This is a genomic window from Thermincola ferriacetica (assembly GCF_001263415.1).
Classification (GTDB): Bacteria; Bacillota; Thermincolia; order Thermincolales; family Thermincolaceae; genus Thermincola; species Thermincola ferriacetica.
In genome coordinates, this window is the sequence record NZ_LGTE01000013.1 from 25,230 (window position 1) to 51,209 (window position 25,980).

Below are 25,980 nucleotides of genomic sequence, written 5' to 3' on the forward strand. Positions count from 1 at the left end.
AGTGGAAACATGAAGGAAATGAGAGCTAAAATCCTATTGTTTGTGTTTTGCGTTTTGCTGGGCTGTGTTATATTATTTTTCGGTTCTAAGCAGGAGGCTGTTCAGTGGGATTTTAATACTTACTACTATGCGGGAAAAGCCTGGTCAGAAGGTTTCAATCCTTATAATAAAGACGTGTTGTCAATGGTATCAAAAGGTGCAGATGTCTTTGATTATGTTTATTCTCCCATAACACTGCCGGTGTTTAGCCTGATAGCTTTAATAGACTTCAGACAGGCCTTCATCTTTTACCTGGTGCTGAAAATAGCTGCCTGGGTTGCCCTGAACAGGATATGGGTAAATGCTTTTCTTGGCAGGGACACGAACTTTCTTTTTTATTTATTTGGACTGGTGGCTTTTAACTGCTCCTTTCTTGCTGATTTACTGGCCGGGAACATTGCCGTTTTTGAGCAGCTTTTACTATGGGTGGCCTTTTTCTGTTATTTACAGGGATGGTTAATGTTGTTCTGTTTATTTATTGTGGTGGTTTCTCTTTTTAAAATCACACCTCTGTTTTTTCTGGTCCTACTCCTGTTTGTGCCTGACAGGAGGAAATATCTTTACTTGGTCGGGTCCCTGGCAGGTTTTGCTTTGGTCATGGCTTCGTCGTACGCTGTACAACCATGGCTTTTCCAGGGATTTCTCGACAACATGCAGAAACTTAATAACTTGGCTTATGAGAGAGGCCTGGTTAACCCTGCTGTTTTGCCTTTGCTCAAAGACATTGTTAGGGTATGGGAACAGAAATTAAATATCTCAATACCTGGCCAGGTTAGCTGGCTATTGTATTTCTTTTTTGTGTCAACAGTATTGTACATTAGCTGGCGGTCAATTGTCCTGTTGCTGAAAGACGAACAGATTGGGAATGAACAGAAAGGTCTGGTTTATATTTTCCTGGCCTGTTTTGTTTTTGCCTTGATTGCCCCCCGATTTAAAAATTACTCCTATATTATGCTGATTCTGCCGGCTTATTATGTGCTGAAAAATATCGGGCAATCTATAAAGGTCACTTTCCTTTTCATCATAACCTTGGTTCCCTCTTTTTCCGTAACACCGCTATATTCCGGTCTCCTGTCGGAATACTACGTATTCTTTGTAGCTTGTCTATACTGGTTTTTATACATCAGACTGATAACAGAAAAGAGCCCTTCTTGGCAGAATCGTCAATTTCTTTTAAAGGGCCTGGTAAACAAAGCGACCAGGAAAATCAGTGACACATACCCAAACAATGGATAAAGAAAACCTACTAACCGGGAAAAGCCCACCTGGCTAAAACATACAGCCAACAGCATTATTACTGTTAAAGTTCTTTTGTAAGAGAGATTAAATCCCTCGACAATGCGGGTTGTTACGCCATAAACATTGCCGATGATGGTGGTAAAAATCTCTGCCCACAGGATGATTGCATAAAATAACTGGAATGGTCTCCCCACAGACGCTGCCAGTTGCAGCATAGGTACTTCTGGCAGCTTGGCCAAGGAGCCCGCCAGATTGGATAATATAGCCAGGTTGATAAGGGAAGCCAGGGCGCCTAAAAGCAAGCCACCAATTAGCCCTCCGGCCAGGAGAGCATTCTTTTTGCCAATCTCATGCCCGAGAGGGGCCAGTACTCCAGTGGAGAGGGTGAGGTTATAGGCAACATAGGTGAAAGCTGACAAAAGCCAGTGAGGGGTCGAGGAAGCGGGTACGGCTATTTGGTTGACATTAAGACAAATAAGTGAACTTATGCTGATGGTGGAAAAGCCGACTATGAGGCAGCCGACAGTGAGCAGCGGCACAATAATGCTGTTGGCCCGGATTATGCCCTTTATTCCGGAGAGAACGGTGATAATGGTCAGGACTACCGTCAATAAAGTTCCCAGCAGGTAGGGCACATTCAACTGCTGAGCCAAAACAGCTCCGGAACCGGCCAGCAATACACTTAAAGTGGCGAAAAGAAAAAGGGTAATTAATTTTTCTAAAATAAATCCCAGCGGCCGGCCGCATATGTATTCAAAGATCTCTTTGTAGGATACCGCCCGTAGGGCCCTTCCACTGCCGAGGACCAGAATACCGCTGACAGAAAAAAGCAAGGCGCTTAGGCAAACGCCGGCGATACCGGGTAAACCGTGGCTGCTGAAAAACTTCAGCACTTCCTGGCCCGATGCAAAACCGGCGCCCACAACTGTGCCAATATAAGTAACAGCCACTTTCCAAGAGTCCTTCGGAACAAAGTTCATGGAGTTCCTCCTTATGTAATAGCCTTTGAAATTATTTATTCTATAATCAAATTAAGTTGTTTAAGAATTACAAAAATGATGAGGAAATTGTGGGCTTGATGTTGTATAATAGTTGTTAGATTCAGTATTAAATCAGGGAACAAAGGAGGGCTGAACAAAGATGACTATCACTAAAGATATGAGTATCATGGAAATAGTGATGAAATACCCAAAGACTATTCCGGTATTTCAATCCTATGGCATGGGATGTTTCGGTTGAGGCGTCGCCAAGTTTGAAAATGTTGCCGCAGGTGCGGCCGCTCATGGCATCGATATAGACAGTCTGATTAAAGATCTGAATGATGCAATAAAAGAATAACAATATTTAGCTAACCAAAGGGGTCTAAAACATTGATCGGCTGCGATTTGATTGCCTGGTTAATGGTTTAGACCCTGTTTATGTTTTTCTACCCATTCCTCAAAATAGAATTTTGTGTTGATTAAGTTTTTCCCATATATGTTTATGAATTTTACAGGGTTAAAATGCGGTCCGTTGACCAGGTAAACCCTTTGTTTTTTTCCGTTCATACGAAATGCTGTATCAAGCATTTGATATGTTAATAGGTCATTGTCGGGCAGAGAATACCCGATGAAACAAATTTGTTCACTACTGATAAGCCTTATTAAGGCCGCATACCAAATATCCCTGATGGCAGGTAATTCGTAGGCTTTAAAAAGGGTCGGGGCCACCAAAAAATTATTTAACAGGCTTCCGCAATCAAGGCAGTATTGGTCTTTTGCATAAATGTGCATGAAACGAAAAATAGTTTTACATTGTGGGCAAAATTTGAGATTTATACTGCCATGCAATTTTAACAAGGTCCGCGATGATTTGGCTTCTCTACGGACTGAAACTGGATGATCAGTTAAATCAAGGTGTAGGTCAATTGTTTCCCCAAGGTCCGCCAAAACTTGTTCCAGGACCAGGTCATAATTAAAAGATAAAAAATCGGCATTGCCGGCCAAATCATGCACAAAAAGACGATATAAATCCTGGTTTAAACCTGTATTATCGGGGTGCAGTATCCCTACCATCTCTTGCAAAAGGCGGTTTTCACATTGGTCAATCAAATTGTAATCTATATTGGGATATGGCTGGTAATAACGGATAAGATCCAGCCGGCTTATTACTTCTTGAAAGGAGACTTTGGCAGGCCAATCAGCCGTATCAGGATAGAGAACCTCAGTCAGAATTTTCGCCAATGGCTTGTTTTTTGGCTGGGAAAATATTCTCGGCAGTATTTCTGTCTCTCTGGGAGCACCACTTGCTGCGGAAAAACCTGCCCCTACGACATAAAGGTCGAACATTGCTCAATACCTCCGGCAAAGATTAGGATAAAGTATTTAAACAAATTTTATACTAAAAGAGTGGTTTTGATAGAAAATTTTGTTCATATGTGGTTGAAAAGGGGCTGTTTTTGGGGAAACTTGACCCCAAAATATGTCAATGATATACTGAGGTTGGCGTGAGTCAAACAATAAAAGGCAGTTGTCCTAAAATGAGGTTGTCAGGACCAAGCAGGAAGAATTACAGTTTATGTCGAATGTTTTCATATTGGAAAGGTGACCAAAATGCAGAAAGAAATTAATATAGAAGAAGCATTAAAACTGCCCAATGTACAGTTTGTTGACGTGAGGTCTCCGCAGGAATACGCCGAAGCATGCATTCCGGGCGCTATTAATATACCTGTTTTTAATGACCGGGAAAGAGAAATAATCGGTACCATATATAAGCAACAATCGCCTGAAAAGGCCAAGATAGAAGCTCTGCGTCTTGTCAGCCCCAAGTTGACTGATATTGTTGAACGATGTCAGGACATGGCCAGGGACAGCAACCTAGTACTATATTGCTGGCGAGGTGGCATGAGGAGTAAATCTATTGCTACTGTGCTGGACATTATGGGTATTCCGGCCTTGCGTTTGACGGGAGGTTTTAAGGCTTACAGGAGGTATGTGAACAGCTACCTGGCCCGGGAACTGAAGCATAAGGTAGCTGTCCTCCATGGTTTAACGGGTGTTGGGAAGACAGATGTCATTAATATTCTACGCCAAATGAGTGTGCCGGCTATCGATTTGGAAGGTTTGGCCAATAACCGGGGTTCTGTTTTTGGCAACGTTGGTATGGAACCCCAGCCTTCGCAAAAGATGTTTGAAGGAATGCTTGTTGATGAGCTAAAAAGGTTTGAACCTCTGGGATATATTGTAGTAGAAGGGGAAAGCAGGCGGATTGGCCGGATAATTTTGCCGGAAGTATTGTTTAAGGCTATGAATGAGGGAATAAACATATTATTATACTGTCCTCTAGAATGCCGAGTTGAGAGGATTAAGCGCATTTATACCGAAGGTCCGAACCAAAATATTGAATCATTAACTGGCTCGCTGCAGTCTTTAACAAAAAGGCTCGGCAAAAACAAAGTTGCTGAATTAACCAGGCTGATTGAAAACAAACAATTTGACGAGGTTATAACGACTTTGCTGGTGGATTATTATGACCCGTTATACAGGTATCCTGAAAAACCTGATGATAACTTTGATTTAAGTATTGACAGCAGTGATCCTGTACAGGCGGCCAAAAAAATCAAAAAATTCCTGGCGGTCCAAAAATTAGGCGGGAGGTGATCGAACTTGGCAAATACCGGAGAGATGCTTAGAGAGGCCAGGGAACGAAAAGGTGTCAGCCTTGAAGAGGCAGAAGAGGAAACCAAAGTTCGAGCCAGGTATCTGGCTGCTTTGGAAAACGAAGAATATGACGTGATACCGGGAAAAGCATACGTGAAAGGATTTTTAAAAATTTATGCTAATTACCTTGGTTTAAATCCGGATGAGGTTATTTTGCAATACAAGTCTTCCCAATTTGCTTTGTCAGACCAGGCGGTACCGGAGCAGCCACCTCAACGAAAAAAATATAAAAGAACGGGTAACTATGTAAAAAAGAGAACAGCTCCGAAGTGGAAGACCTATACTGTCACAGCTCTTTTAGCTATGGCCGCTATTGTTACTCTGGTGGTATTTAACGGCCAGTGGAGTAAACAGCGGGTGGGAGGAGAAAATAATTCGGCCCTGCAGGAAAATAACATTAATTTAGGCAATGACCAGGGGAAAAACGCTTCTCACCAAAAACCGGGTGAAAAAAGCGCTACACCGCAACCTAATCATGCCGCTAACAATACGCCGGCCGGCAATCCGGGCAACAAAACGAACAACCAGATACAGAAGAACTACCCCCAGGTAAGTCAAAATCAGCCGAACAAAAACAATAACGGACAAGCTACCGACGGAGTGAATGTTGTTCTTAAAACAAAAGACCAGAATTGCTGGGTAAAGGTTGTTATTGACGGACAGACGGCTTATACAGGAACATTGATGCCGGGGCAAATAAAATCCTTTGACGGAAAAGAAGAAATTCGTCTGGTATTAGGTAATGCCGGCGCTGTGGAAGTGATATATAATGGTCAGAACCTTGGTACCCTTGGGCCAATCGGTCAAGTTGTCAAAGATAAATTCCCCAGAAGTATGTAAAATATTATGGGATCCCTTACCAGGGATTCTTTTTTGTATATGGTAAACAATAACAAAAAAATTGCGAAAAGTTAAAATATCTGTAATCCTTTTGTAATGGTAAAAAAATGGTTTCAATGGTACAATAAACATAACGAAGAGTGATTATGTATACTTATAAATTTTTATATTCGTGAGTGAGTTGCCGGCAACATAAAAGATACTGCAATTAATTAAAATGTAGAAAACAGAAGCAAATATAACAGTATTTGTAAGGAATGCATTGGGTAGCACCTGATGCTCCCCGGGGCAACGCATCTGTTATTGTTATTAAGTAGGCTAAGGCTTGGGATAACCCGGTTCTTAGCATATTATTTTTTGGGGCTAAAAATTTATGGAGTGACACTTATGAGCAGGCTAAGGGAGGTACTGGATGCCAAGATTACAGTTAACCTTGATGCTGAAATAGATAGACATAAAGCGCTTATCTCACTGGTACTTATAACTTTGCTGATATTTTTCGTGGGTTACGGGTTTTTACGTTATTTGTCCGGAGCACAGGACAGCTATTATAAAGAACGGGTGGAAGAACTAAGATTAAAACTGCAGTTTCACCCCGATGATCGGATATCGGCGCTGGAACTGGCTCTAAACTTATACTTGAGTGGAAATGAGGGAAAAGGCATCAATCTGGCCCAAAAAATTTATAAAGAGCAACCTGATGACCCCAATGCCATGTTTTACCTTGGTGTTATGTTGTCTGACAAGGGGGCTTATGCAGAATCGACAAAGTTGCTGGAAAAACTGAGTTATAAGTTTTCCGGATTCGAACCGGCTCGGGTGAACTACTTTTTAGGTATAAATTATTTACAGCTAAAAAACTATAAAGCGGCTGAACGGCGTTTGCAAAAATCTGTAAGTATTGATGGGAGTTATCCGGTTGCTTACTATAATTTGGGTTTGGCTCGTGAGAAACTGGGTAAAGTGCAACAGGCTTTGGATGCCTACCATAAAGCTCTAAAGTTAAATGGAAATTACCCTGAGGCAAAGGAAGCAATAGATCGTTTAACCAATTGAGATGCAGTACAGATTCAGGTGATTAATTTGTCTGAACGAAAAAAAGTTACAATTAACTTAAGAACTTATCTGGCTTTATTGACTGTTATAGTGATTATTACTGCCGCGCTTTTTACATATCTCTTTTATAATCGCCGTAGTACCCTGCCTGCAATTTCTGTAGGACCAATACCCGGCAATTTTAATTTTGTCTATAACATCTATGGTTCAAAGGACAGAAAACTGCTTCGCCCTATGAGTGCGTTTTTTGAGCATAACTCCCAAAAGATATATGTTGCCAATACTGAGGGTCATTCCATAGATGTGTTTGATAATAAGGGAAAATACCTGTATTCATTTGGCGGTTTTGGTAGCATACCGGGGAAGCTTTCGTATCCTTACGGTGTTGCCAGGCTTTCCGACGGCAACATTGTGGTAACAGAGGCGGGAAACCGCCGGGTGCAGAAGTTTTCGCCCCAAGGGGACTTTTTGGGTTTTATTGTACCGACTGATAATGCTGTGGGGCTGGATAAGCCTGGACCAGTGCGTGTTGATGCAAGGGGTAATATTTATATAGGTGATTTATCGGGCAACAAAGTTATTGTTTTAGATGCGACGGGAAAGCTGATCAGGACAGTTGGGAATGTACAATACCCCCATGGAATAGCTCTTGATGAGAAGAATAACCGATTATATGTAGCCAGCGCCGGGACCGGAAATATAAAGGTATTTCCATTAACCGAGAACAAAAAAGAAGATAACAATGCGCCTGAATTTTCCGGATTGGGTTTAGTCAGGGGGATAGATGTGGACGAGCACGGAAACCTTTATGTGGTAGACAGTATTGCAGGTATGGTGAGGACCTTTGATTTTAACGGCAAACCAGGGTTGTCATTTGGGGGGAGCGGTAATGACGATGGCAGTATGTTGTACCCTAACGGAATAGATGTCGGTGAAGACGGCAGAGTATATGTTGCTGATTGGGGGAACAACAGGATTGTTGTTTGGGGTAATTAAATCTAAAGTGGGTCGGTATTATGCTTGGGAGCACGGAGCAAAACGTAAATTTAAGCAAAACTCCAGTAAAAGGGATAAAAATAGACTTGCTGAAGGCAGTTCTATCGGTTGCCGGATTGCTCTTTGGAATTTTTGGCATGATTGGCCTGAGTATACACAGTGCATATGCTGGTGCAGATTCGCCGGAGGCCTATGTGCGATATGAAAACAATGGTTCTTTTGTAGCCATTACCGTCTACTGGGATGATACGGGCGGTGGGTCCTCAATTTCATGGGCGAACGATGTGACTGTCAGCGGGACGGCCCTGAACTGGCAGACCGGACTGACATTAAGGGGACAGGGGACAGCCGCTGCCTCTGCCACGCTTAGTAACGGGGAAAAGTATAAGAACTATTATTTTAAATTAACTAAAGGTGGCAAGTCTTCCATCATCCGGGCTTTTCCCGTTGATTTCGATGCAAGCGCCGGCCCCCGTTACCAAAATGATTATGCGCACGGGAATTATCAACCTGGAACGGCCATGTGCGCAGCCTGCCATGTCACTCACGCCGGGTTAAAGGCATATCTGTTAACACAAGCCACCTATTATGAACTTTGCCTTTTCTGTCACGGCACGGCAGCCACACAAAGCAAATATGATGTGCAGTCAGGAAAGGTAAAAACTGCAGACGGTTGGAAAGATTCTTTGGCCGGGCCCATCGGAACCGATTATGGCACATCCAAGCATAATGTCGATGACCGGTCCAATGTAGACACGACCGTGTACGGCAGTGCGCCCGGAAAAATCCTGACTTTTACATGCCTATCATGTCATAAAGCACATGGCGGTACAAATGATAATTATCGCTTGCTGCGCGATGTCATCTACCCATCCAACGATAAGTTTATAGCTACTACTGTCAGTTATACGGCATATGCTGTAGTGAAGGATCAGACTGTCGGAGAAGAGGTTTATATGGTGTCGGGGAATACGGAATTTTGTACTGCCTGCCACCTGGATTATGATGACGGCAATGCAAAAGAGCGGGGCGGAACTTATTCCATGTATTACCGGCACCCGGTGACGGTTGGCAGTAAAGTTTACAGTGTTTACAGTACCTCCCCCCCAAAAAACCTTTATCCTAAACCGGGGGATAAACTTCCCCTGCAAGCCAGTGCCTCCAGCGAGAGCATTGGCGCAGATAAACGAACTGCAGTAGTTTGCAGTACCTGCCATTATGCACACGGTACATACAAACAGTTCAACGTGGGTTATCCCAGACCGGGCAGCACAAGGGAATGGGTGACCAATCAGAAAATGCTGCGATTGGATAATTATGCGGTTTGTGAATCCTGCCACAAAAAATAGGCGTTGTGGAATTTTCACTCTTTGCCGGGCTGAAAAGAAAATGGAGGAGAGAACGGGTTGCAGCAGGGCAGGTGATAAAGATGAAGGTCAAACATTTGTTGCTTATAATACTGGTATTATTGATTGTTGCGTTTTTGGGCTTTGCTTACCTGTTTTACAGGGAGCAGCAGGATAACCTGAAGTTTCAGTCGGTGGCTGTAAACCAGGAGAATAAAATAATCTATTATGGCCCACAGGAGGACCCCTTTTCGTGGCCGGTGGGAATCGCAGTTCATAAAGGCCAAATTTATATAGCCGATGCTAACCGGCACAGGATCAGGATTTTTACACCTGAGTGGCGTCTGGTCAAAAATATCGGACATTATGGAAAGAAAAAAGGGGAACTGGGCTATCCCGTAGGGATTGCTGTAAATTCTGAAGGAGAAATATTTGTATCAGAAGTTGTTAATAACCGAATTCAGGTATTTTCACCGGAGGGCGCTTTCAAATCATTTTTCCCGCAAAGGAAAGTAGATATCAAGAGCCCAACGGCTATTGCTATAGATAAGAGTGATAATGTGCTGGTCTTTGACCGGGGAGATCACTTTATCAAGGTCTTCGACCGGACCGGAAAACTGCTTTTCAAATTCGGCGGCCCGGGCAGCAGTCCGGGTCAACTTAAGTTTGCCATGGGGATTGCTGTTTTGCCCAATGGGAATATTTGCGTTTCGGATTCCGGTAACCGGCGCATACAATTTTTTGACAAGCAAGGCAAGTTCCTGGCTCAGTTCGCAGGTGGAACGGATGGCCTTAACGGGTTTGCCTTACCAAGGGGCATAGCCGCCATAAATAATGAAAAGGTAGCGGTTGTAGATGCCCTTGCACGGCGTGTATTAGAAATAAGCCGTAAAAAAGATGCCTGGGAATCAAAAATTTTAGGAAAGGACTTTGTAGTACCTGATGGGGCGTTTTATGCCGATGGCAGATTATATGTTGCCGACCGCGGCGATAACAGTGTTGCTGTAATTGGGAGAGTCAGATAGACTGGCAAGGCGGGATACTTATGAGAATAACGGTAACGACAACCGGGAAAAAATTAAACTACCGCAAGTTTGGCAAGCGTATTGGATTATTGGCCTTAGTTATCGTCACTGCCGTTGCTGCCTTTTTCTATTTCAACAGCAGCACCGTAGCTGTAACATCGAAGCCAACAGTATATATTGTAGATGTAGATTACGCTGCTAATTCTTCCGGCGACCGTATGAGAAGCTACCTTACCAGTCAGGGATATACTGTTAACTGGGTGAATGCAACTACTACTTTACCTTCTCATGCAGAGGCTAATGGCTATGATGTCATTATCTTTAGCACAGGCGATTTAGGTACAACTAGTTTGAACGATACAGATTTGCAGTGGGTTTATGACCAGTTGAACGACCCGGCCAACAATCACAGGGTTATTGTGGAGGGTGATGCTCTGCCCTCGGAAATAAATGGCAGTGCTAACTCCGCAACATTTCGTGCCGGTATTTTACATGCTACTGCCATTGGATCACTTCAGACCAATTCAACCTATACTTTTAACAGACTGAACAGTACTCATTATGTGGTTTCAGGCGGCGGTGCCGGAGGCACGGGAATTAACATTTCTGGTACCAACCCAACTTATTCTAATTTTACAACTAATGATTTCAGACCTATTACGGAAGATGCTAACAGTACACCCCTTTACAAATATTCTACAACCACAACGCAGCCATATACCGTTCTGTCCGCCTGGGAGGGAACCAACAGGGCTTCAAGGTCTGTTGTCATGAGCTTTCTTTGGTATAACGGCACCCAGGGAATCACCACCCAGTCATGGCGTGAAGGTTTGCTCAAAAATTCCGTGGACTGGGTCGGCGAGTTTATGGAGGCGTCTTTTACATCGATGGCGCCTGCGAATGTCAACCCCGGTACAACGGGGGTACAAATGGGTCGCTTGTTTTTACAGAACAATATTAGCGGGGAAAACACGACCCTGACAGGTTTCAGCGTGCAGCAGACGGGAACGGCGACCAAAGACAGCAATGTAACTACCGTGAAAATATACGCTGACGCCAATAATGATGGAACTATTGATACCCCGTCCACTCCTTTGGCAACGGCCAATTTTTCCGGTGGTACTGCTACCTTCAGCGGCCTTAATTTTACCGTGGATTCAACAGGGAAATCTATAATCATAACCTATGATGTTGCTGCTGGGGCCGAACAGACCAAGAGTCTGCGGTTAAAGGTACTTACCAATACATTTACAAACCAGGAAGGATCTTTGATCAAGACAATAGGTACCTTTGAATCCAATGCCACCCTTATCAACGATATTACTCCTCCTTCCGTACCCCAGGGAGTCTATACTACCAATCTGGGAACGGGAACCGGTCTAAAAATCAGTTGGAGCCCCAATACTGAACCAGACCTGTCCGGCTATAAAATTTATAGAGACACTTCCCCTACAGGAAGTTTCAATACCCTGGTGGGGAGCGTACCTGCCGGGACTACAAATATTACCGATAGTGGGCTTACGGAGTTTACCCGTTATTATTATAAAGTTACTGCTTATGATACCAGCAGCAACGAATCTGATAAAGCCAGTTCCACGGCTGTAGTCGGTATACCGAACAGACCGCCGGCTACTCCGGCGGGTTTAAATGTAACAGATCCTGCCGTTGGCCGGACCCTGATAGTTTCCTGGAGCGCTGTTACGGACGAACCGCTTGATCCTTTCAACGGCAATACTCCGGATTTAGCGGGATATAACCTTTATGTTGCCGGCGATCCGGCCGGGCCTTACGGAAAAGTTAATGCTACTCCGATTACTGATACTACATACACCCATATAGGTTTAAAGGATGGAAACACCTATTATTATAAGGTAGCTGCCGTGGACCGGTATGGGGCGGAGTCTGTTTTATCGGCAGCAGTTAGCGGTACCCCATCGGATAGCACACCGCCGCAGATAACAAGTGTATATCCGGCGGAAGGCCAGGATTTGGTGCCGCGGAACATAATTGTTAAAGTAACTTTTGATGATCCCCTGGACCCGGCTTCAGTCAATTCGGCAGTTTTAAGGATTGTCGATCAAAATAACCTGCCCGTTCCGGGCACAGTTTCTTATGATGCCATTAACGGGCAGATTAGGTTTACTTTTGATTCCGTACTTCCGGCAGCCGGTTCATTCAAGGCAATTCTTGACGGAACTGCGCCTGACGGAGTTAAAAATGCCGCCGGTCTGTATCTTGGTTTTGATAAGGAATGGACATTTGGCACTTTAATTAACCCGCATGCTAATTTTACAACAAATACAACATTGTGCGGTTATTGTCATTCGGCCCATTCAGCGACAGGCGTAAATATTATCCGGGCGCCGAAGATTATTGATTTGTGCCTTTTATGCCACGATGGTACGGGTAGCAGTTACGATGTTAAAGCAGGCATCTATTTTAACGGGGATGTACCAACTCCTTTGTTATCGGGCGGGTATGACCTGGCTATGGGCAGCACATCTACCCACTTTACCGATTTGGCCAACTCCGTATTCGGCGGTTCGGCTGACCCGATGACCGTTGACTGCAACAACTGCCATGAACCGCACGGTACATCTAATTACCGCAACTTACGGACGACCGTGAACGGCCGGCAGGTTACCGTTACCGGTGTTGTTTACGGTCCGGCTTATGCCGTCAAAACAACTTCCGGTCGGGAAGTGGCCACTTACGTGTATGGCTTTAACGATTTTTGCGGCGCCTGTCACTTTGATTACCTTGTCTACAACTCAGAAAATACAGCCGACAAGGTAATCAACTGGCGCCACAGGGTAGGCGTAGGTATGACAGGCGGGTCGCCGGGAGGGGATTTTGTGGTCAGTTACCCGGCGCCGGGGCTTTATACCACGTTGCCTACCGAAGGCGCGCCTACAGGAGCGAATTTGACCAATTATGAAATTTTAGACGGCGGGTCCCTGGGACCGGCTACCTATAATTATATTGTGACAGCCAGGAATGCAGTCGGGGAATCGGTTTACGGCAGCATATTACAAGTAACAAACGGTGCAGCCGGGCAAAAAATCAAGATTTTCTGGGAGCCTATTACCAATGCATACAAATACAGAATATACCGGTATGTTGGGCCATTAGATGTGAAAAAAGCTGATGTCAGCAAGTTTAGCTTCCTGGCCGAAGTAGGGGATGCCCCCACCAGTTTCGTTGATGATGGCAGTTATACACCCGATGTGGCCGTACATCCGCCTACTACCTCCAATGCAAAAATAAACTGCCTTACCTGTCATTACTCCCATGGAACAACGGCTGTAGCAGACGGACCTACCCGGTTAAGGAGGCTGGATTACAATGGAGTCTGTGAGGATTGCCATAAAAAATAAGGCATATATGACAAGAAATTTCCTGTTTATCCTGACTGTCATGTTGCTGTCATTTCTTTTTACTATTGCTTACTGGGCTTATTCCAGCCATATCGCCAGGGGAGCGCGGCTATCCACGGCCAAGGTGGTAAGCACCTCGGGCAAATATCGCCTGAACCGGCCGATGGGGATAACGGTAGACAAGGAGGGCAGGATATTTGTCGCCGATAGCGGCAACAACCGGGTTGTTGTATATAAGTTGGGGAGCTGGTTCAAAAAGATAATCGGTGGCCCTGACGGGAAAATGAAAACCCCGACTTCTGTGGCTTTATATAAAAACAGGCTTTATGTGGGAAGTTACGGGACCGGTGAAATACAGGTATACGACAAATCCGGCGAGTTGAAAGATTCTCTGCCGCACCAAAAAGACAGATTGAACCTGCCCGATATCAGAACGCTGGCCTTGACCGTTGATTCGCAGGGCAACCTTTATGCCAGTGATGCCAAGAGACAGCAAATCGCTGTTTTCGACCAGGAAGGGAATTTAAAGCTGATTTTTGGCAGACCCGGCTATTTTCCCGGAGAGCTGAGCTATGTTAACGGCCTGGCAGTGGATGAAGAAAACCGGCGCATTATAGCCTTGGATTCTAATAATTTACGATTGCTGTATTTTAATTTTGAAGGTAAGTTTCTTGATTACCTGCAACTGGACAAGATTGCGAAAGAGTTGTTCGTCGCGCCCAGGGGCTTAGCTTATGACCCCGAAAAAAAAGCGATTTACATAGCTGATACCCTGTCCGATAATGTGGTTATTTTGAGCGAGCAGGGGAAGATTTTGGATAAATCAGGGAAAATAGGCTTGTCCTATCCTCATGGTCTTTTCCTGGGGCCGGATAAGTTTCTTTATATTACCAATAGGGAAAACTCTGATATTTACTTGCTGAATTCATAGTAAAGGAGGAAGCTGCTATGGCCATGGTAACAATTACCCCAAATCGGGTCGGAAAAAAGAGAATCAGATATGGCATTAAAGCTACAGTGATTGTTCTAGCTGTTATTTTGGCTGTTTTTGGGGTAGTTTTCTCCTTTTTCTATGGCGAAAGCCAGGAAGTGAGGGCCGGTGTGACTGCTTCCAAAATACTGATTATTTCCAATGATGATACCTATTTACCGAGCAGTTACACCAAAGGGACGTCGGCAACGAACATGCAAAGCTTTTTGCAGGGACAGGGTTTTGTTGTTGATGTACACAGTGAAAAACTGAACGGGGCAGTAAACGCAAACTTTGTCACTATTGCTGATAATTATGACCTGGTAATTTTTACTCAGGGTGTCGGTTACAGGTCCACGTCGAACAACGCTCCCGGTCTGGATGGAAACGATATAGCATTTTTAAAGGAATATCTGAACCTGACCAATACGGTACCCGGTACAAGCAAAGCGAACCTGATTATTGAGGGTGAAGACATACTATATGATATGGGTCGGTCCGGTACATCAACAGACCAAAGGGATATTCTCGAAATCAACACATCCAGTTCCCGCGGCGACCGGGGCAGGATCACAGAGCTGCGGGTTTTGGATACCAACCATCCGGTCAACCAAGGGTTGGCCTCCTCAGCAACAACCAGTTATCAGACCAACTGGCAGGATTCCCTGGTGGCCACTACCGGGGCCAAAATAATCACCAACAGTATTATAGGCGGTAATACTTACGGCGCTATTAATACTTATGACGATGGAAAGGGAAACCGCCGGGTTTTTATGCCTTTTGCCTGGTATGCCAACAATAACAACCGGATTAATGACCAAACATGGCGTGAGATGTTATTGTTAAATGCCGTGAAATGGGTCGGGGAAAGAAAGGTGACTGTGACCAGTACAAATTTGGCCCCGGCGGACGTAATGCCGGGAGCTACCCAGGAGATGCTGAAGGTAACCCTTACCGCCGCCTGGGGAGATCCGGGAATCAGTGGTTTAACTATCAATGAAACGGGTTCGGCTGTGGCGGCCAGCGCTATTGCCAAGGTCATGGTTTATGATGATGCCAATAATAACGGGGTAATAGATACAGGGGAACAAAAACTAGGTGAGACAACAACCTGGACCGGCGAAAGTGCTACTGTGAATTTTTCCTCTCCTCTTGCTGTTGCTGACGGCACAAGTAAAAACCTGATCGTGGCTTATCAATTAAACAGTGGCAACGTGGGTACTACTGTCGGAGCAAGCCTGGCTGACAGTAATGCAATTATCTTATACGCGCAGGATATACTGGCTAAAACTTACGGTACGTTTCCCCAGAGTTCCGGCAATACGTTAATTACCAGCGCCGGCACAGCGCAGATTATCTCTCCTTCCAACAATGCAACAATACACGGGAGTTACAATGTTATAGGTGTAACTTCCGGTGAATATTACCTGGAGTATTCGCCAGGATACAACAGCGCCGGGCCGTGGACCCAGATTAATTATGGCGCGGCTGCTGTCAATCACGGCAGCGTGGGTACGTGGAACACGACCGGTGTTACTGACGGAGCCTATACTTTAAGGCTTAGGGTAACTACAGGTACAGAAACAACGGTAAATGTAACGGTAGACAATACAGCTCCGACTGTAACTTCCGGTCCTTCCGTTTCTGTTGGCAGCACCACCGCTACGGTGACATGGACAACTGACGAATCCTCGACTTCAGAAGTCGTCTATAAACCGTTTTCCAGCGGCACATGGAGCACTATTACCAACAGCGCTTACGTATTGAACCATTCCGTTCAGTTAACGGGTCTGAACAGTGCCACTCAGTATGATTTTTACATTAAATCTACCGATGCTACCGAAAACACTGTCACCACTCCCACCCAGAACTTTACCACCGAACAATTGGGTGCCATAGCGACCATAACTTCACCGGCCATTGTGGGAGAGGTTATACCGCGTGTAGGCGGGATATTTGACATTACCGGTACCGCCAGAACAGACAGGCCTGGCGGGCGTGTGCAATGGTCTGTATATTATGGGGCAGGAACCAGCAGAAATTCTGTGACAACCTGGAACCTGCTGCATAATTCCACTACGCCTGTTACTAATGGGACGCTTTATTCCTGGGACACAAATTCGCTGGCCAACGGTTCCTATGTGTTAAAACTGGTAACTGTAGACCCCGACTTGACAGGAAGCACAGCTTCCATGGAGGCCTATGTGGAGGTAATTGTTGATAATACGCCCCCTGTTATTTCCAATGTACATGTGATAAGTGTAAGTAATATTTCTGCCGATATAGCGTGGAGCGTCAATAAAAGTACCAATGGACAGGTATCATATGGCAAATCACCGGGAGCTTATTCAAATACAGTACAGGATGATAATAATGATAACCAGGTCTTTTTATCCGGTTTAACACCGAACACAACCTATTACTTCAGGGTAACAGTAAATGATACGGCAGGGCATGTAGTGAATTCCGGTGAATATACTTTTACCACTTCCAATGTTAATGACACCACTGTGCCGGCTACTGTATATAACTTACGGGCTACTGGGCGTACTGATACAACAGTGGACCTCGCATGGAGTGCGGCAGTCGATAACACCGGTATTTCTTCGTATAATATTTACCGCAGTATCGATGGTACCAACTTTACAAAAGTGGCAACCATATCCGGAGCCGTAACGCATTATACCGATACGGGTTTAAATGCCAGTACTGAATACTGGTACAGGGCTACAGCCACTGACCTGGCAGGTAATGAGTCACTGCCTTCCGAATCTATCAAAGTTCCCACGGTTGCTCAGTTCCGGGTCAACCCCCATGGCTCTTACCCGAAACTGACCAATATGTGCAGCAAATGCCATACCACGCACCGGGGAAAAAAATCCATGCTGTTCAATGACACCCAGGAGCAGAAGGTTTGTTTCTCTTGCCATAATGGCACGGGCAGCAAATATGACATTCAGAACGAATACAATGTGGACCCGAATAACCCGGACAAGTCACGGCATCCGCTGCCCATGAGCCATACGCAGAAAGAGTGTGCCAGTTGCCATAACCCCCATTTAAGCGACTCCGGGACACCGTCCCTGTTAGCAGCGGCACAATATGATGCCAACGGCAATCTTATTGGCTACGCCTCTTCGGGCAACCAGTTCTGTTACGCCTGCCACGGCGATGTGGAGGTCAGCAAGGTCATTTATGCCATTGGCGGGTCCCATGCACCTTTTGAGAACTCTGTACATAACGGCAGCAACTTTCCGCTGCCTGAGTCGGGCAGTAAGATAAAATGCGTCATGTGCCATAACAACCATGCCAGCCCCTATGTCCGGCTGACCAAGGCCAAGGAGGAAGAAAACTGCTACCACTGCCATGGGGATACCGCTAATTCGGGCACTTACGGACTGACTGTAAATATTAAAAGCTTGTTCCAAAAAAGCTCTCATCATAAAGTGGAAAGCAACGGAGTAAATGATACACGCGTGGAGTGTGTAAACTGCCATAACCCCCATTATATTACCAAAACAAATATTGTATCGAACCCTTACGATACTAATGATAACTGGAACTGGAGCGTGACACCGGAAAAGAGCAAGTTCTGTATACAGTGCCATGACGGGGATGCGCCGCCTGCGAAAATGGTCAACGATACAACGGTGGTTCCCTATTCCGTCTATTTCCCGGCTTTTTCAAACCAGACCACGGCTGATTATAGCGGTCCCAACGGCTCCTGGAACAAGTCTGGCTTTACTGCCAACGGTCACTATAATGCCGGGGTACAATGTACAAACTGTCATGACCCGCATGGTTCAGACAATTCGTGGATGCTTAAGTATCCGGAAGACCCCAACAGTACCCCCGGCAGTACCAGTGGAGTATGTTTACGGTGCCATGGCGGAGGAGCCACACCTGCCGGCCCTGATGTGTGGACAAACGGTTTCAGCCAGTCAAACAGTCACCCCACCCTGGCGATGACCGGAAAACACAGTAATACGGAAAACTATAGCAGCATTTCTATAGCTGATCGCCATGCCGAATGTTACGACTGCCATGACCCGCATTCAGTAAAAAATACGCCAACCGGTAATTTAGCAGGAGCCCTAAATAATGTTTCCGGGGTGACCAGGTCTGGCGGTAGCCTGGTATGGAAACAAAAAGCTACCGAGGAATGGGAAATCTGCTACAAATGCCATTCCAGTTACTGGAATAATCTCAGTGCAGCAGGAAAAAGGGATATTGCTGCCGAATTTTACAGAACTACGGGGACTTACTCCTACCATTACGTGGAGTTGTCTAACAACCCAAACCTTGACACTACTCGGGTTAACGCTCACTTAATTAACGGATGGACTGCTACCAGTAAAATGAAATGCACAGATTGTCATGGCAGTCCCACCGGAGCAAAAGGTCCGCATGGATCTCCTTATCCAAATATTCTCAAAGGAAGTTATGATACTTCTATTAATACGAGAACTGGACTTCCCTCGGATTTTATTTGCTTCAGGTGCCACGAGGAAAACTACTATAAGACCCAACACATGAACAACAAATCCGATCATATGCAGGTATCCTGCAAAAGGTGCCATGGTACCAGGTTCCACGGTTCTAACAGAGCGCATTTTATAGCGGTTAATGACGGCGGCGGCCCGGATGTGGACCCGGAATCTTATTTAAACAGTGGGACTTACGCACACCCTCAATATAACAGCAAAAGCAGTTGCAGTTCCACTGTTAGTCAGTGTTCTGACCATCGATAAGTTGGACCCTTTAACCCGTTATAGGGTTAAAGGGTCCTGAAATTTTATTTAATTTTATTTCATGTTTATTAAGGCGGGGGGAGGGGTTAAGTGATTAAGAAACTGTATCAAAGTCTTTTATCTCCTTTTTTAACTATAATTATCTTTGTGATATTGACAGTTGCCATATCTGTCGGAACTATCCTGGACTCTTCTCTTGTCAGGGTTCAAGCCCCTCGTATGAATTCCGGTCAGGTCTTTTCCAGTACATGGTTCCTGGTATTAAACATTTTTTTGTTGGCAGTTACAATGTTATGTACGGCAAGGCAATTTATCATCAGCAAAAAGAGGTGGCATAAATACCGGAAAATTTTTAGCGCAGGCATTTCACAACAGGTGCAAAATTTACCGGGCATATTTAATTTGGCAAAAAAATACAAGTACCGAATTTGGCAATTATCAGATGAAACCCTGGCGGGACAAAAAAACAGGATTGGGTTCTGGGGCGCCCCTTTATTTCATTTGGGTATAGTAATTTCGATGTTTGGTATTATGGTAGATATTTTTGCCGGTTTTACGGGCTACCTGATTTTGCCGCCCGGCAAAATTATTGATGACCGGCGCCATAATTACGCCATTATTGATGAGAGACCTTTGCATCCTAGCAAATATAACCGTTTTCAGCTATTACTGGATAAAGTTGAAATGAAATATGAAAAGGATGGGGTAAGCGCTTCAGGTAAGGTTAGTATAATTAAAGACGGACAGGTGATAAGCGAGGGTATTCTTGATAGGGATTCTCAAATGAATATGGGACTGCTGTCTTTGGTTCGAGATACCTACGGATATTATGTTAAATTCAGGATTAGAGACCAAAAGAATAAAGTTATTATTGACCATCTACAGGGATTGAACACTTTAGACCACGGGACAAGTACGGAGTATTCATTCAAAAACTTTGTTCAAAAGGGGACGCCGTACCGGTTGACCTTTAATTATTACCCCGATGTGAGGAAAAAGGAGGGAAGGTATTTTACTGCCACCTATCAAGAGAAAAACCCGGCTCTTCACCTGGTAGCCCGGTATGAAAATAAGGTAGTATATAACGGGCTGGTAAAAGCCAGACAGGAAGTAACCATGCAAAACGGGCATAAGTTCCGGTTCGTTGGAACCATACCTTATCTAATGGTACGGGTGCAGTGGATGACAGGGGCTTATATATTGGCAGGAGGATTCCTTTTGTTTTTACTGGGCCTAATCATATACTACCTGTTTCCTCCTGTGGTAATTTTTATAAAAAATACTGAAAGGGGATACCGGGTAGATTATCTGGCCTGGACAGGCAAAGAAGTTGTCAAACGGGAAGTAGCCAGTATTTCCCAAACATTGTCCGGAGAATTTAGATTTAAAGGGAGATGATATAACCTTGGATGCAATAAAAGTTCAGGTAATTTTATTCTGGGCGGCAGTTACCGTTTATGTTGCAGCTACTTGTCTCAACCTTATCGCAATAATTTTTAGAAAACCAAATCTTACCAATTTTTCTCCTTATCTGGCCGTAATTGGTTTTTTGCCTCATACAGCCGGGATAATATTGCGTTGGATGCAAACTGGGCACTTTCCTTACTGGGGGAAGTACGAAGTTTTTAACAGCTATGCTTGGGCGTTTATATTACTGTACCTGGTATTGTTTTTGATAAAAAGGGAATTGAAGGTAACGGGAACAGTTTTGTTTCCAGTGGCCTTTTTTATGATAGGGATTGCTTTAACAGGGTCAAAAGAAACTACTGAAATCCCGTCTACCTTTTTGACTTACTGGTTGGGGGTACATGTGGCCTTTGCCAAGCTAGCTTACGGTTCGGGATTGATTTCGGCTTTTTTTGGAGGGTTGTACCTGTGGCGGGCCGGTAAATCCAACACTGATTCAGGCGAAGATGTGCCCGGGTGGGTACCTTCTCTGGATTTTTGTGATTTTTATACTTACCGGTTTGCTGTCTTTGCATTCATCTGTATGAGCATCATGATTGGTGCGGGAGCTGTGTGGGCCTATAAGGCCTGGGGTCGCTACTGGGGTTGGGACCCTGTAGAAACATGGTCATTGGTTAGTTGGTTTGTTTACGGCACCTTATTGCATCTCCGGGTAACTATGGGGTGGCGGGGAAAACGAGGCGCCTGGTTATCTATCATTGCTGTCTTTATAGTTCTCTTTTCGTATTTCGGCATGCCTTTAATCTATGATACGGTTCATGAACACCTAGAGCTGTAGTTTTTCCAAAATAATAATGACTTGGTGGTAAGAATGTTGGTAAGAAGGGTAATAATTATATTGAATATTTTCATAATGACATTCCTGACAGGTGGCTGCACCGGCAAAACGGAAGAGAAGGCTCTGCAGGATGCCGTAAATAACTATAACCGCACTCTTAAGGTTGTATTGCGTACGGGAGATGTTAGCTTACTCAACAATGTAGCATTGGAGAATGAAGTTCGCCGGATGGAACTTTTCCTAACTTATATGAACGAAGAAAAAAAGGTTTTATCGGCAGAACTGGATAGCATAAAGTTTATTTCCGCACAGGTGGACAACGACCAAGGAAAGGCTGTGGCTGACGAATCGCCAAATAAAGGGAATAAACAGGCCAAACAGGCTGCAACCGCAAAAAAGCAGCGTGCCAAAGAACCCACTGCTCAGGTGAAGACAGAAGAGATATGGACGTATGAATATCTTCACCCAGAAACGGGGGCCAAGATTGAAGGACCCTTCCTTATAAAGTACAATACCACTTATAAGCTGATAAAGCGGGATAGGTGGAAGGTTTATGAGGTGAGTTTTAAGGAACAGGTCTTAAAGAGATAAAAACCTCTCCGGCAGGGAGAGGTTTTTTACCTATAATTTGTAAACTGCAGGGGAATGCCAAAGTCGTGTTCCCGTACGGCCTTGATAACAGCCTGTAGATCGTCGCGGCTCTTGCCGGAAACCCGGACCTGGTCTTCCTGGATTTGGGCCTGTACCTTGAGCTTGGTGTTTTTAATGAACTTAACGATTTCCTTAGCTGTTTCTTTGTCAATACCCTGTTGGATAGTGACCACCTGCCTGACGGTATCACCGGCTGCCGGTTCAATCCTGCCGTACTTCAGAGCCTTTAAATCTACGTTCCTTTTTACCATTTTCGATTCCAATATGTCAACCACGTTTTTTAACTTAAATTCATCGTCGGAAATCAGGGTGATGGTATTGCCGTCATGCCTGACTTCACTTTTACTGCCCTTAAAGTCGAAACGGTTTTCAATCTCTCTCATGGCCTGGTTGACGGCGTTATCTATTTCCTGCTTATCCACCACGGAAACGATATCAAAACTGTTGTCCTTGGCCAATTTCCATACCTCCCATGCGTATTTTTCTATTATTATACAACAATGGCCAGTCGAGAGCAAACAGAAATGGTGGCCAGAAGCCAATGGCCAGTTAATCCCAATCGGTCTCCGGCAATGATAAAACAACCATGCCAGTATCCGACAATTTTTATTTTTGCCCGGCGCTGTGATATTTGATATAATTTCATTAAAGGTTTGTTCCGGAAGGCTAATGAGAGGGGGTATTTTTATGACCGGGACCTTATCAGTGGCTGTAGCCAGAATTAAAAAGGAATTAGTAAATTTGGAGGAGCTTGAAAAAGAACTCGTAGCAATGATAGAACGTGGGCCAGCGGAAGATGATTTTGAGAGAAAAAGGGCATTCGCCTCATTGCTGCACGATTTTTATACCTGTACAGAAAAAATATTTCAAACGGTTGCCAAAAACATTGATCAATATGTGCCGGAAGGTGAAAACTGGCATAAGGCGCTGCTTGAGCAGATGGCTTTGTCTCTGGATGATAAACGGCCCCCTGTCATAAGTGAAAAACTTATGCATGTTTTAACAGGTTATCTTGTCTTCAGGTACAGAGTGCGCAATATTTATGGTTTTCAACTTGAATGGGAAAGAATGGAACATTTAATCAGGGGTCTACCCGGTACTGTCCACAATATTAAAACAGAAATTAACCTTTTTATTAAAATAATTGAGGAAATTGCTTTATCCGGTTAATTTGTGGATATGTTGCCTGGTGTTGTAATGATTGGTATTATATAGTAAGTTGTTTGCTGGAGGTACTGCTATGCTTTTAACCCCTGAGGAAAGAAAAAAATATGTTACCGGCTGGCGCCGGCGGGAAGAGGCCAGAAGAGAGGCCTTGGAAAAAAGAAAGTTGGACGCCCTGGATAAAACAAAGAAAGCTGCGGGATTTCTCAAAGAAAAATACGGGGTAAAGGTATTTTTGTTTGGTTCTTTGGCCTGGGGTGGTTTCTGGGAAAGGTCAGATATTGACCTTGCGGTTGAAGGTTTTAGCGATACAAAAAACTACTTCAAGGTACTCGGAGAAGTTTGGGATATAGTTTCACCTTTTAATGTGGATCTGGTTTTACTTCAGGATATTGATGAATCATTCAGAAAAAAAATTCAGGCCGATGGGATTATCTTGTAAGCACCGGTAAGGCCAGCGCTTCGCCGGTGTTTTTACATGCGAAATTGCGGGAAATACAGCTTGATGTTCGGAATAATTAGGCTAAAGCCCGTTCACCGTGTTATAATTAAGAAGCTAACTATAATGTGGGGGTATTTATTTGAAGGACTTTTTGCCTGTGTCAAAAGAAGATATGGAAGCGCGAGGGTGGTATTATCTTGACTATATCATTGTTACGGGCGATGCCTATGTGGACCACCCCAGTTTTGGGGCGGCTTTAATAGGCAGACTACTGGAAAGCAGAGGGTATAGGGTCGGCATAGTTGCCCAGCCCGACTGGAAAAACACCATGGACTTTGCGGCGCTGGGCAGGCCCCGGTATGCTTTTTTAATAACAGCCGGAAACCTTGATTCCATGGTAGCTAATTATACGGCAGGTAAACACAAGAGGACAGAAGACGATTACTCACCGGGCGGCAAAGCGGGACTCAGACCGGACCGGGCCTGTATAGTATATGCCAATCGTGTGCGAGAGGCATTTCCCGATGTCCCCGTTGTCCTTGGGGGTATAGAAGCCAGCTTGCGGCGGCTTGCTCATTACGATTACTGGGATGACAAGGTGCGCCGCTCCATACTTATTGATGCCCGGGCCCCGCTGCTGGTTTACGGAATGGGTGAACAACAGATTCTGGAAATTGCCGAACGCCTGAAAAAAGGTGAGGCCATAGAGGAACTTAATGATATCAGAGGTACTGCTTTTGTGACCAGGGATTTGAGCGGAGAAAAAAACATGCTCTTTTCATATAAAACACTGCCGTCTTTTCAAGAAATGGCTGAAAATAAGTTAAAATACGCTGAGGCTTTCAGAATTCAGTATCTTAACCAGAATCCCTACACAGGGCAGGCTCTGGTACAGGAACATGACGGAGGTTACGTGGTACAGAACCCGCCCGCCAGACCTCTTTCGGAAAAGGAAATGGATGAGCTATACAGCCTGCCCTTTATGCGTGCAGCTCATCCAAAATATGCGAAGCAGGGTGGAGTGCCGGCCCTGCAAGAGGTGGAATTCAGTATCACCAGCCACCGCGGTTGTTTTGGCGGTTGTGCCTTTTGTGCCCTCAATTTCCACCAGGGCCGCCTTATTCAAAAAAGGTCCGCAGAATCCATTCTGACGGAAATAAGGCAAATGACCAAAAGCGAAAATTTTAAAGGTATAATTCACGACATTGGCGGGCCGACGGCCAATTTCCGCAACCCTGCCTGCCGGGGCAAAAGGTGTACCGAACGACTCTGCCTGTATCCTGAAAAGTGTAATAATCTGCAGGTTGACCATGCAGAATATATTGACCTGCTCAGGAAAGCCAGAAGCATACCCGGTGTTAAAAAGGTTTTTGTCCGGTCGGGAGTCAGGTTTGATTATCTGATGGCTGACAGGAAACGAAAGGAAATCCTAAAAGAGCTATGTGAACACCATGTCAGCGGCTTGCTGAAGGTTGCGCCCGAGCATGTTGCTGCCGGAACGTTACAGGCCATGCGGAAACCGCCGAAACAGGTTTTTACTGCTTTCAGGCAACTTTTTTATGGTGTGAACAAGTCTATCGGTAAAGAACAATACCTGGTTCCTTATTTTATCGCCGGCCACCCGGGAACAACCTTAAAAGATGCAGTGGAACTGGCTGAGTATGTGCGCGACCTGGGGTATAATCCGGAACAAGTCCAGGATTTTACGCCTACCCCGGGAAGCCTGGCAACCTGCATGTATTATACGGGAATTGACCCGCTGACAGGCAAAAAAGTCTATGTCCCGAAGAGTGAAAAGGAACGAAGGATGCAGCGGGCTTTGCTGCAATACAGAGACCCGAAAAACCACCCTTTGGTCCGGGAAGCCTTACGGAGAGCAGGCCGGGAAGACCTGATCGGATACGGGCCAAAGGCTTTGGTGAGGCCGGCCAAAGATACGGCAAAGGAGAAAGCCATTCAAAAAAGAAAAGGCAAGGGACGGGAAGGCAAAAAGGCCTTTAGCGGCGTCGGCAAAAGGACGGAGGGTAAGCGGAACGGACACCGGGAAAGGGCTACCGGCAGGGGAAAAGGCAGAAAATAAACGGTTATCTGCCGTTTATTTGTTTTGACACTGTTGTAAGCATAAATTATACTAAAATTTA

The 25,980-nt window shown here is 44.9% G+C and carries 20 protein-coding genes; 17 read left to right on the forward strand and 3 right to left on the reverse strand.

Annotated features, from left to right (window positions below; all coding sequences use genetic code 11):
* Positions 1–9: 9 nt before the first annotated feature.
* Positions 10–1,275 (forward strand): glycosyltransferase family 87 protein, encoded by a 1,266-nt coding sequence (locus Tfer_RS09390; RefSeq protein WP_052218172.1) that lies wholly within the window; start codon positions 10–12, stop codon positions 1,273–1,275.
* Here the strand turns inward: Tfer_RS09390 and Tfer_RS09395 are convergent.
* Positions 1,203–2,258, reverse strand: a complete 1,056-nt coding sequence (locus Tfer_RS09395; RefSeq protein ID WP_052218173.1) for a YkvI family membrane protein — start codon at positions 2,256–2,258, stop codon at positions 1,203–1,205. The genes Tfer_RS09390 and Tfer_RS09395 overlap by 73 nt on opposite strands.
* Positions 2,259–2,418: 160 nt before the next feature.
* Here Tfer_RS09395 and Tfer_RS17310 point away from each other — a divergent pair, with 160 nt between their 5' ends.
* A complete protein-coding gene (locus tag Tfer_RS17310) occupies positions 2,419–2,517 on the forward strand; it encodes a DUF1858 domain-containing protein (protein WP_013120289.1) in 99 nt (32 codons plus the stop codon).
* Positions 2,518–2,675: 158 nt separating this feature from the next.
* Here the strand turns inward: Tfer_RS17310 and Tfer_RS09400 are convergent, their stop codons facing one another.
* The gene (locus Tfer_RS09400) at positions 2,676–3,605 is read right to left on the reverse strand and encodes an SIR2 family protein (RefSeq protein WP_052218174.1); all 930 of its coding nucleotides are present in this window, start codon (positions 3,603–3,605) and stop codon (positions 2,676–2,678) included.
* Positions 3,606–3,869: 264 nt separating this feature from the next.
* Between Tfer_RS09400 and mnmH the strand changes: the two genes are divergently transcribed.
* The 12 genes from mnmH to Tfer_RS09460 all read left to right on the forward strand — a co-directional run bounded on the left by mnmH (position 3,870) and on the right by Tfer_RS09460 (position 22,173).
* A complete protein-coding gene (mnmH, locus tag Tfer_RS09405; RefSeq protein ID WP_052218175.1) occupies positions 3,870–4,916 on the forward strand; it encodes a tRNA 2-selenouridine(34) synthase MnmH in 1,047 nt (348 codons plus the stop codon).
* 6 nt (positions 4,917–4,922) lie between these two features.
* Positions 4,923–5,816 carry a helix-turn-helix domain-containing protein gene (locus Tfer_RS09410; RefSeq protein WP_052218176.1) on the forward strand — a complete coding sequence of 298 codons (894 nt, stop codon included), beginning with the start codon at positions 4,923–4,925 and terminating at the stop codon, positions 5,814–5,816.
* Between the two features lie 387 nt (positions 5,817–6,203).
* Complete coding sequence (locus Tfer_RS09415) at positions 6,204–6,872, forward strand: tetratricopeptide repeat protein (RefSeq protein ID WP_052218177.1); 669 nt, start codon at positions 6,204–6,206, stop codon at positions 6,870–6,872.
* 27 nt (positions 6,873–6,899) lie between these two features.
* Positions 6,900–7,868 carry an SMP-30/gluconolactonase/LRE family protein gene (locus Tfer_RS09420; protein ID WP_052218178.1) on the forward strand — a complete coding sequence of 323 codons (969 nt, stop codon included), beginning with the start codon at positions 6,900–6,902 and terminating at the stop codon, positions 7,866–7,868.
* 20 nt (positions 7,869–7,888) lie between these two features.
* Positions 7,889–9,217: a cytochrome c3 family protein gene (locus Tfer_RS09425; protein ID WP_052218179.1), complete on the forward strand. Its 1,329-nt coding sequence runs from the start codon at positions 7,889–7,891 to the stop codon at positions 9,215–9,217.
* Positions 9,218–9,297: 80 nt separating this feature from the next.
* Complete coding sequence (locus tag Tfer_RS09430) at positions 9,298–10,239, forward strand: NHL repeat-containing protein (protein ID WP_052218180.1); 942 nt, start codon at positions 9,298–9,300, stop codon at positions 10,237–10,239.
* 20 nt (positions 10,240–10,259) lie between these two features.
* Positions 10,260–13,616, forward strand: a complete 3,357-nt coding sequence (locus tag Tfer_RS09435) for an Ig-like domain-containing protein (RefSeq protein ID WP_052218181.1) — start codon at positions 10,260–10,262, stop codon at positions 13,614–13,616.
* Positions 13,585–14,547 carry a 6-bladed beta-propeller gene (locus tag Tfer_RS09440; RefSeq protein WP_052218182.1) on the forward strand — a complete coding sequence of 321 codons (963 nt, stop codon included), beginning with the start codon at positions 13,585–13,587 and terminating at the stop codon, positions 14,545–14,547. The genes Tfer_RS09435 and Tfer_RS09440 overlap by 32 nt, the downstream gene beginning before the upstream one ends.
* Positions 14,548–14,564: 17 nt before the next feature.
* Positions 14,565–19,337 (forward strand): cytochrome c3 family protein, encoded by a 4,773-nt coding sequence (locus tag Tfer_RS09445; RefSeq protein ID WP_052218183.1) that lies wholly within the window; start codon positions 14,565–14,567, stop codon positions 19,335–19,337.
* Positions 19,338–19,427: 90 nt separating this feature from the next.
* Positions 19,428–20,735 (forward strand): cytochrome c biogenesis ResB family protein, encoded by a 1,308-nt coding sequence (locus Tfer_RS09450; protein ID WP_052218184.1) that lies wholly within the window; start codon positions 19,428–19,430, stop codon positions 20,733–20,735.
* 7 nt (positions 20,736–20,742) lie between these two features.
* Positions 20,743–21,582: a cytochrome c biogenesis protein CcsA gene (gene ccsA, locus Tfer_RS09455; protein WP_052218185.1), complete on the forward strand. Its 840-nt coding sequence runs from the start codon at positions 20,743–20,745 to the stop codon at positions 21,580–21,582.
* Between the two features lie 33 nt (positions 21,583–21,615).
* On the forward strand, positions 21,616–22,173 hold the full coding sequence (locus Tfer_RS09460) for a hypothetical protein (RefSeq protein ID WP_052218186.1): 558 nt from the start codon (positions 21,616–21,618) through the stop codon (positions 22,171–22,173).
* Positions 22,174–22,199: 26 nt separating this feature from the next.
* Here Tfer_RS09460 and Tfer_RS09465 read toward each other — a convergent pair whose 3' ends face one another.
* Positions 22,200–22,691 (reverse strand): YajQ family cyclic di-GMP-binding protein, encoded by a 492-nt coding sequence (locus Tfer_RS09465; RefSeq protein WP_052218187.1) that lies wholly within the window; start codon positions 22,689–22,691, stop codon positions 22,200–22,202.
* A gap of 229 nt (positions 22,692–22,920) precedes the next feature.
* Between Tfer_RS09465 and Tfer_RS09470 the strand changes: the two genes are divergently transcribed.
* The 3 genes from Tfer_RS09470 to Tfer_RS09480 all read left to right on the forward strand — a co-directional run bounded on the left by Tfer_RS09470 (position 22,921) and on the right by Tfer_RS09480 (position 25,919).
* Positions 22,921–23,403, forward strand: a complete 483-nt coding sequence (locus Tfer_RS09470) for a ribonuclease toxin HepT-like protein (RefSeq protein WP_052218188.1) — start codon at positions 22,921–22,923, stop codon at positions 23,401–23,403.
* Between the two features lie 70 nt (positions 23,404–23,473).
* On the forward strand, positions 23,474–23,839 hold the full coding sequence (locus tag Tfer_RS09475; RefSeq protein ID WP_013120305.1) for a nucleotidyltransferase family protein: 366 nt from the start codon (positions 23,474–23,476) through the stop codon (positions 23,837–23,839).
* Positions 23,840–23,978: 139 nt separating this feature from the next.
* A complete protein-coding gene (locus Tfer_RS09480; protein WP_052218189.1) occupies positions 23,979–25,919 on the forward strand; it encodes a YgiQ family radical SAM protein in 1,941 nt (646 codons plus the stop codon).
* The last annotated feature ends 61 nt before the right edge of the window (positions 25,920–25,980 follow it).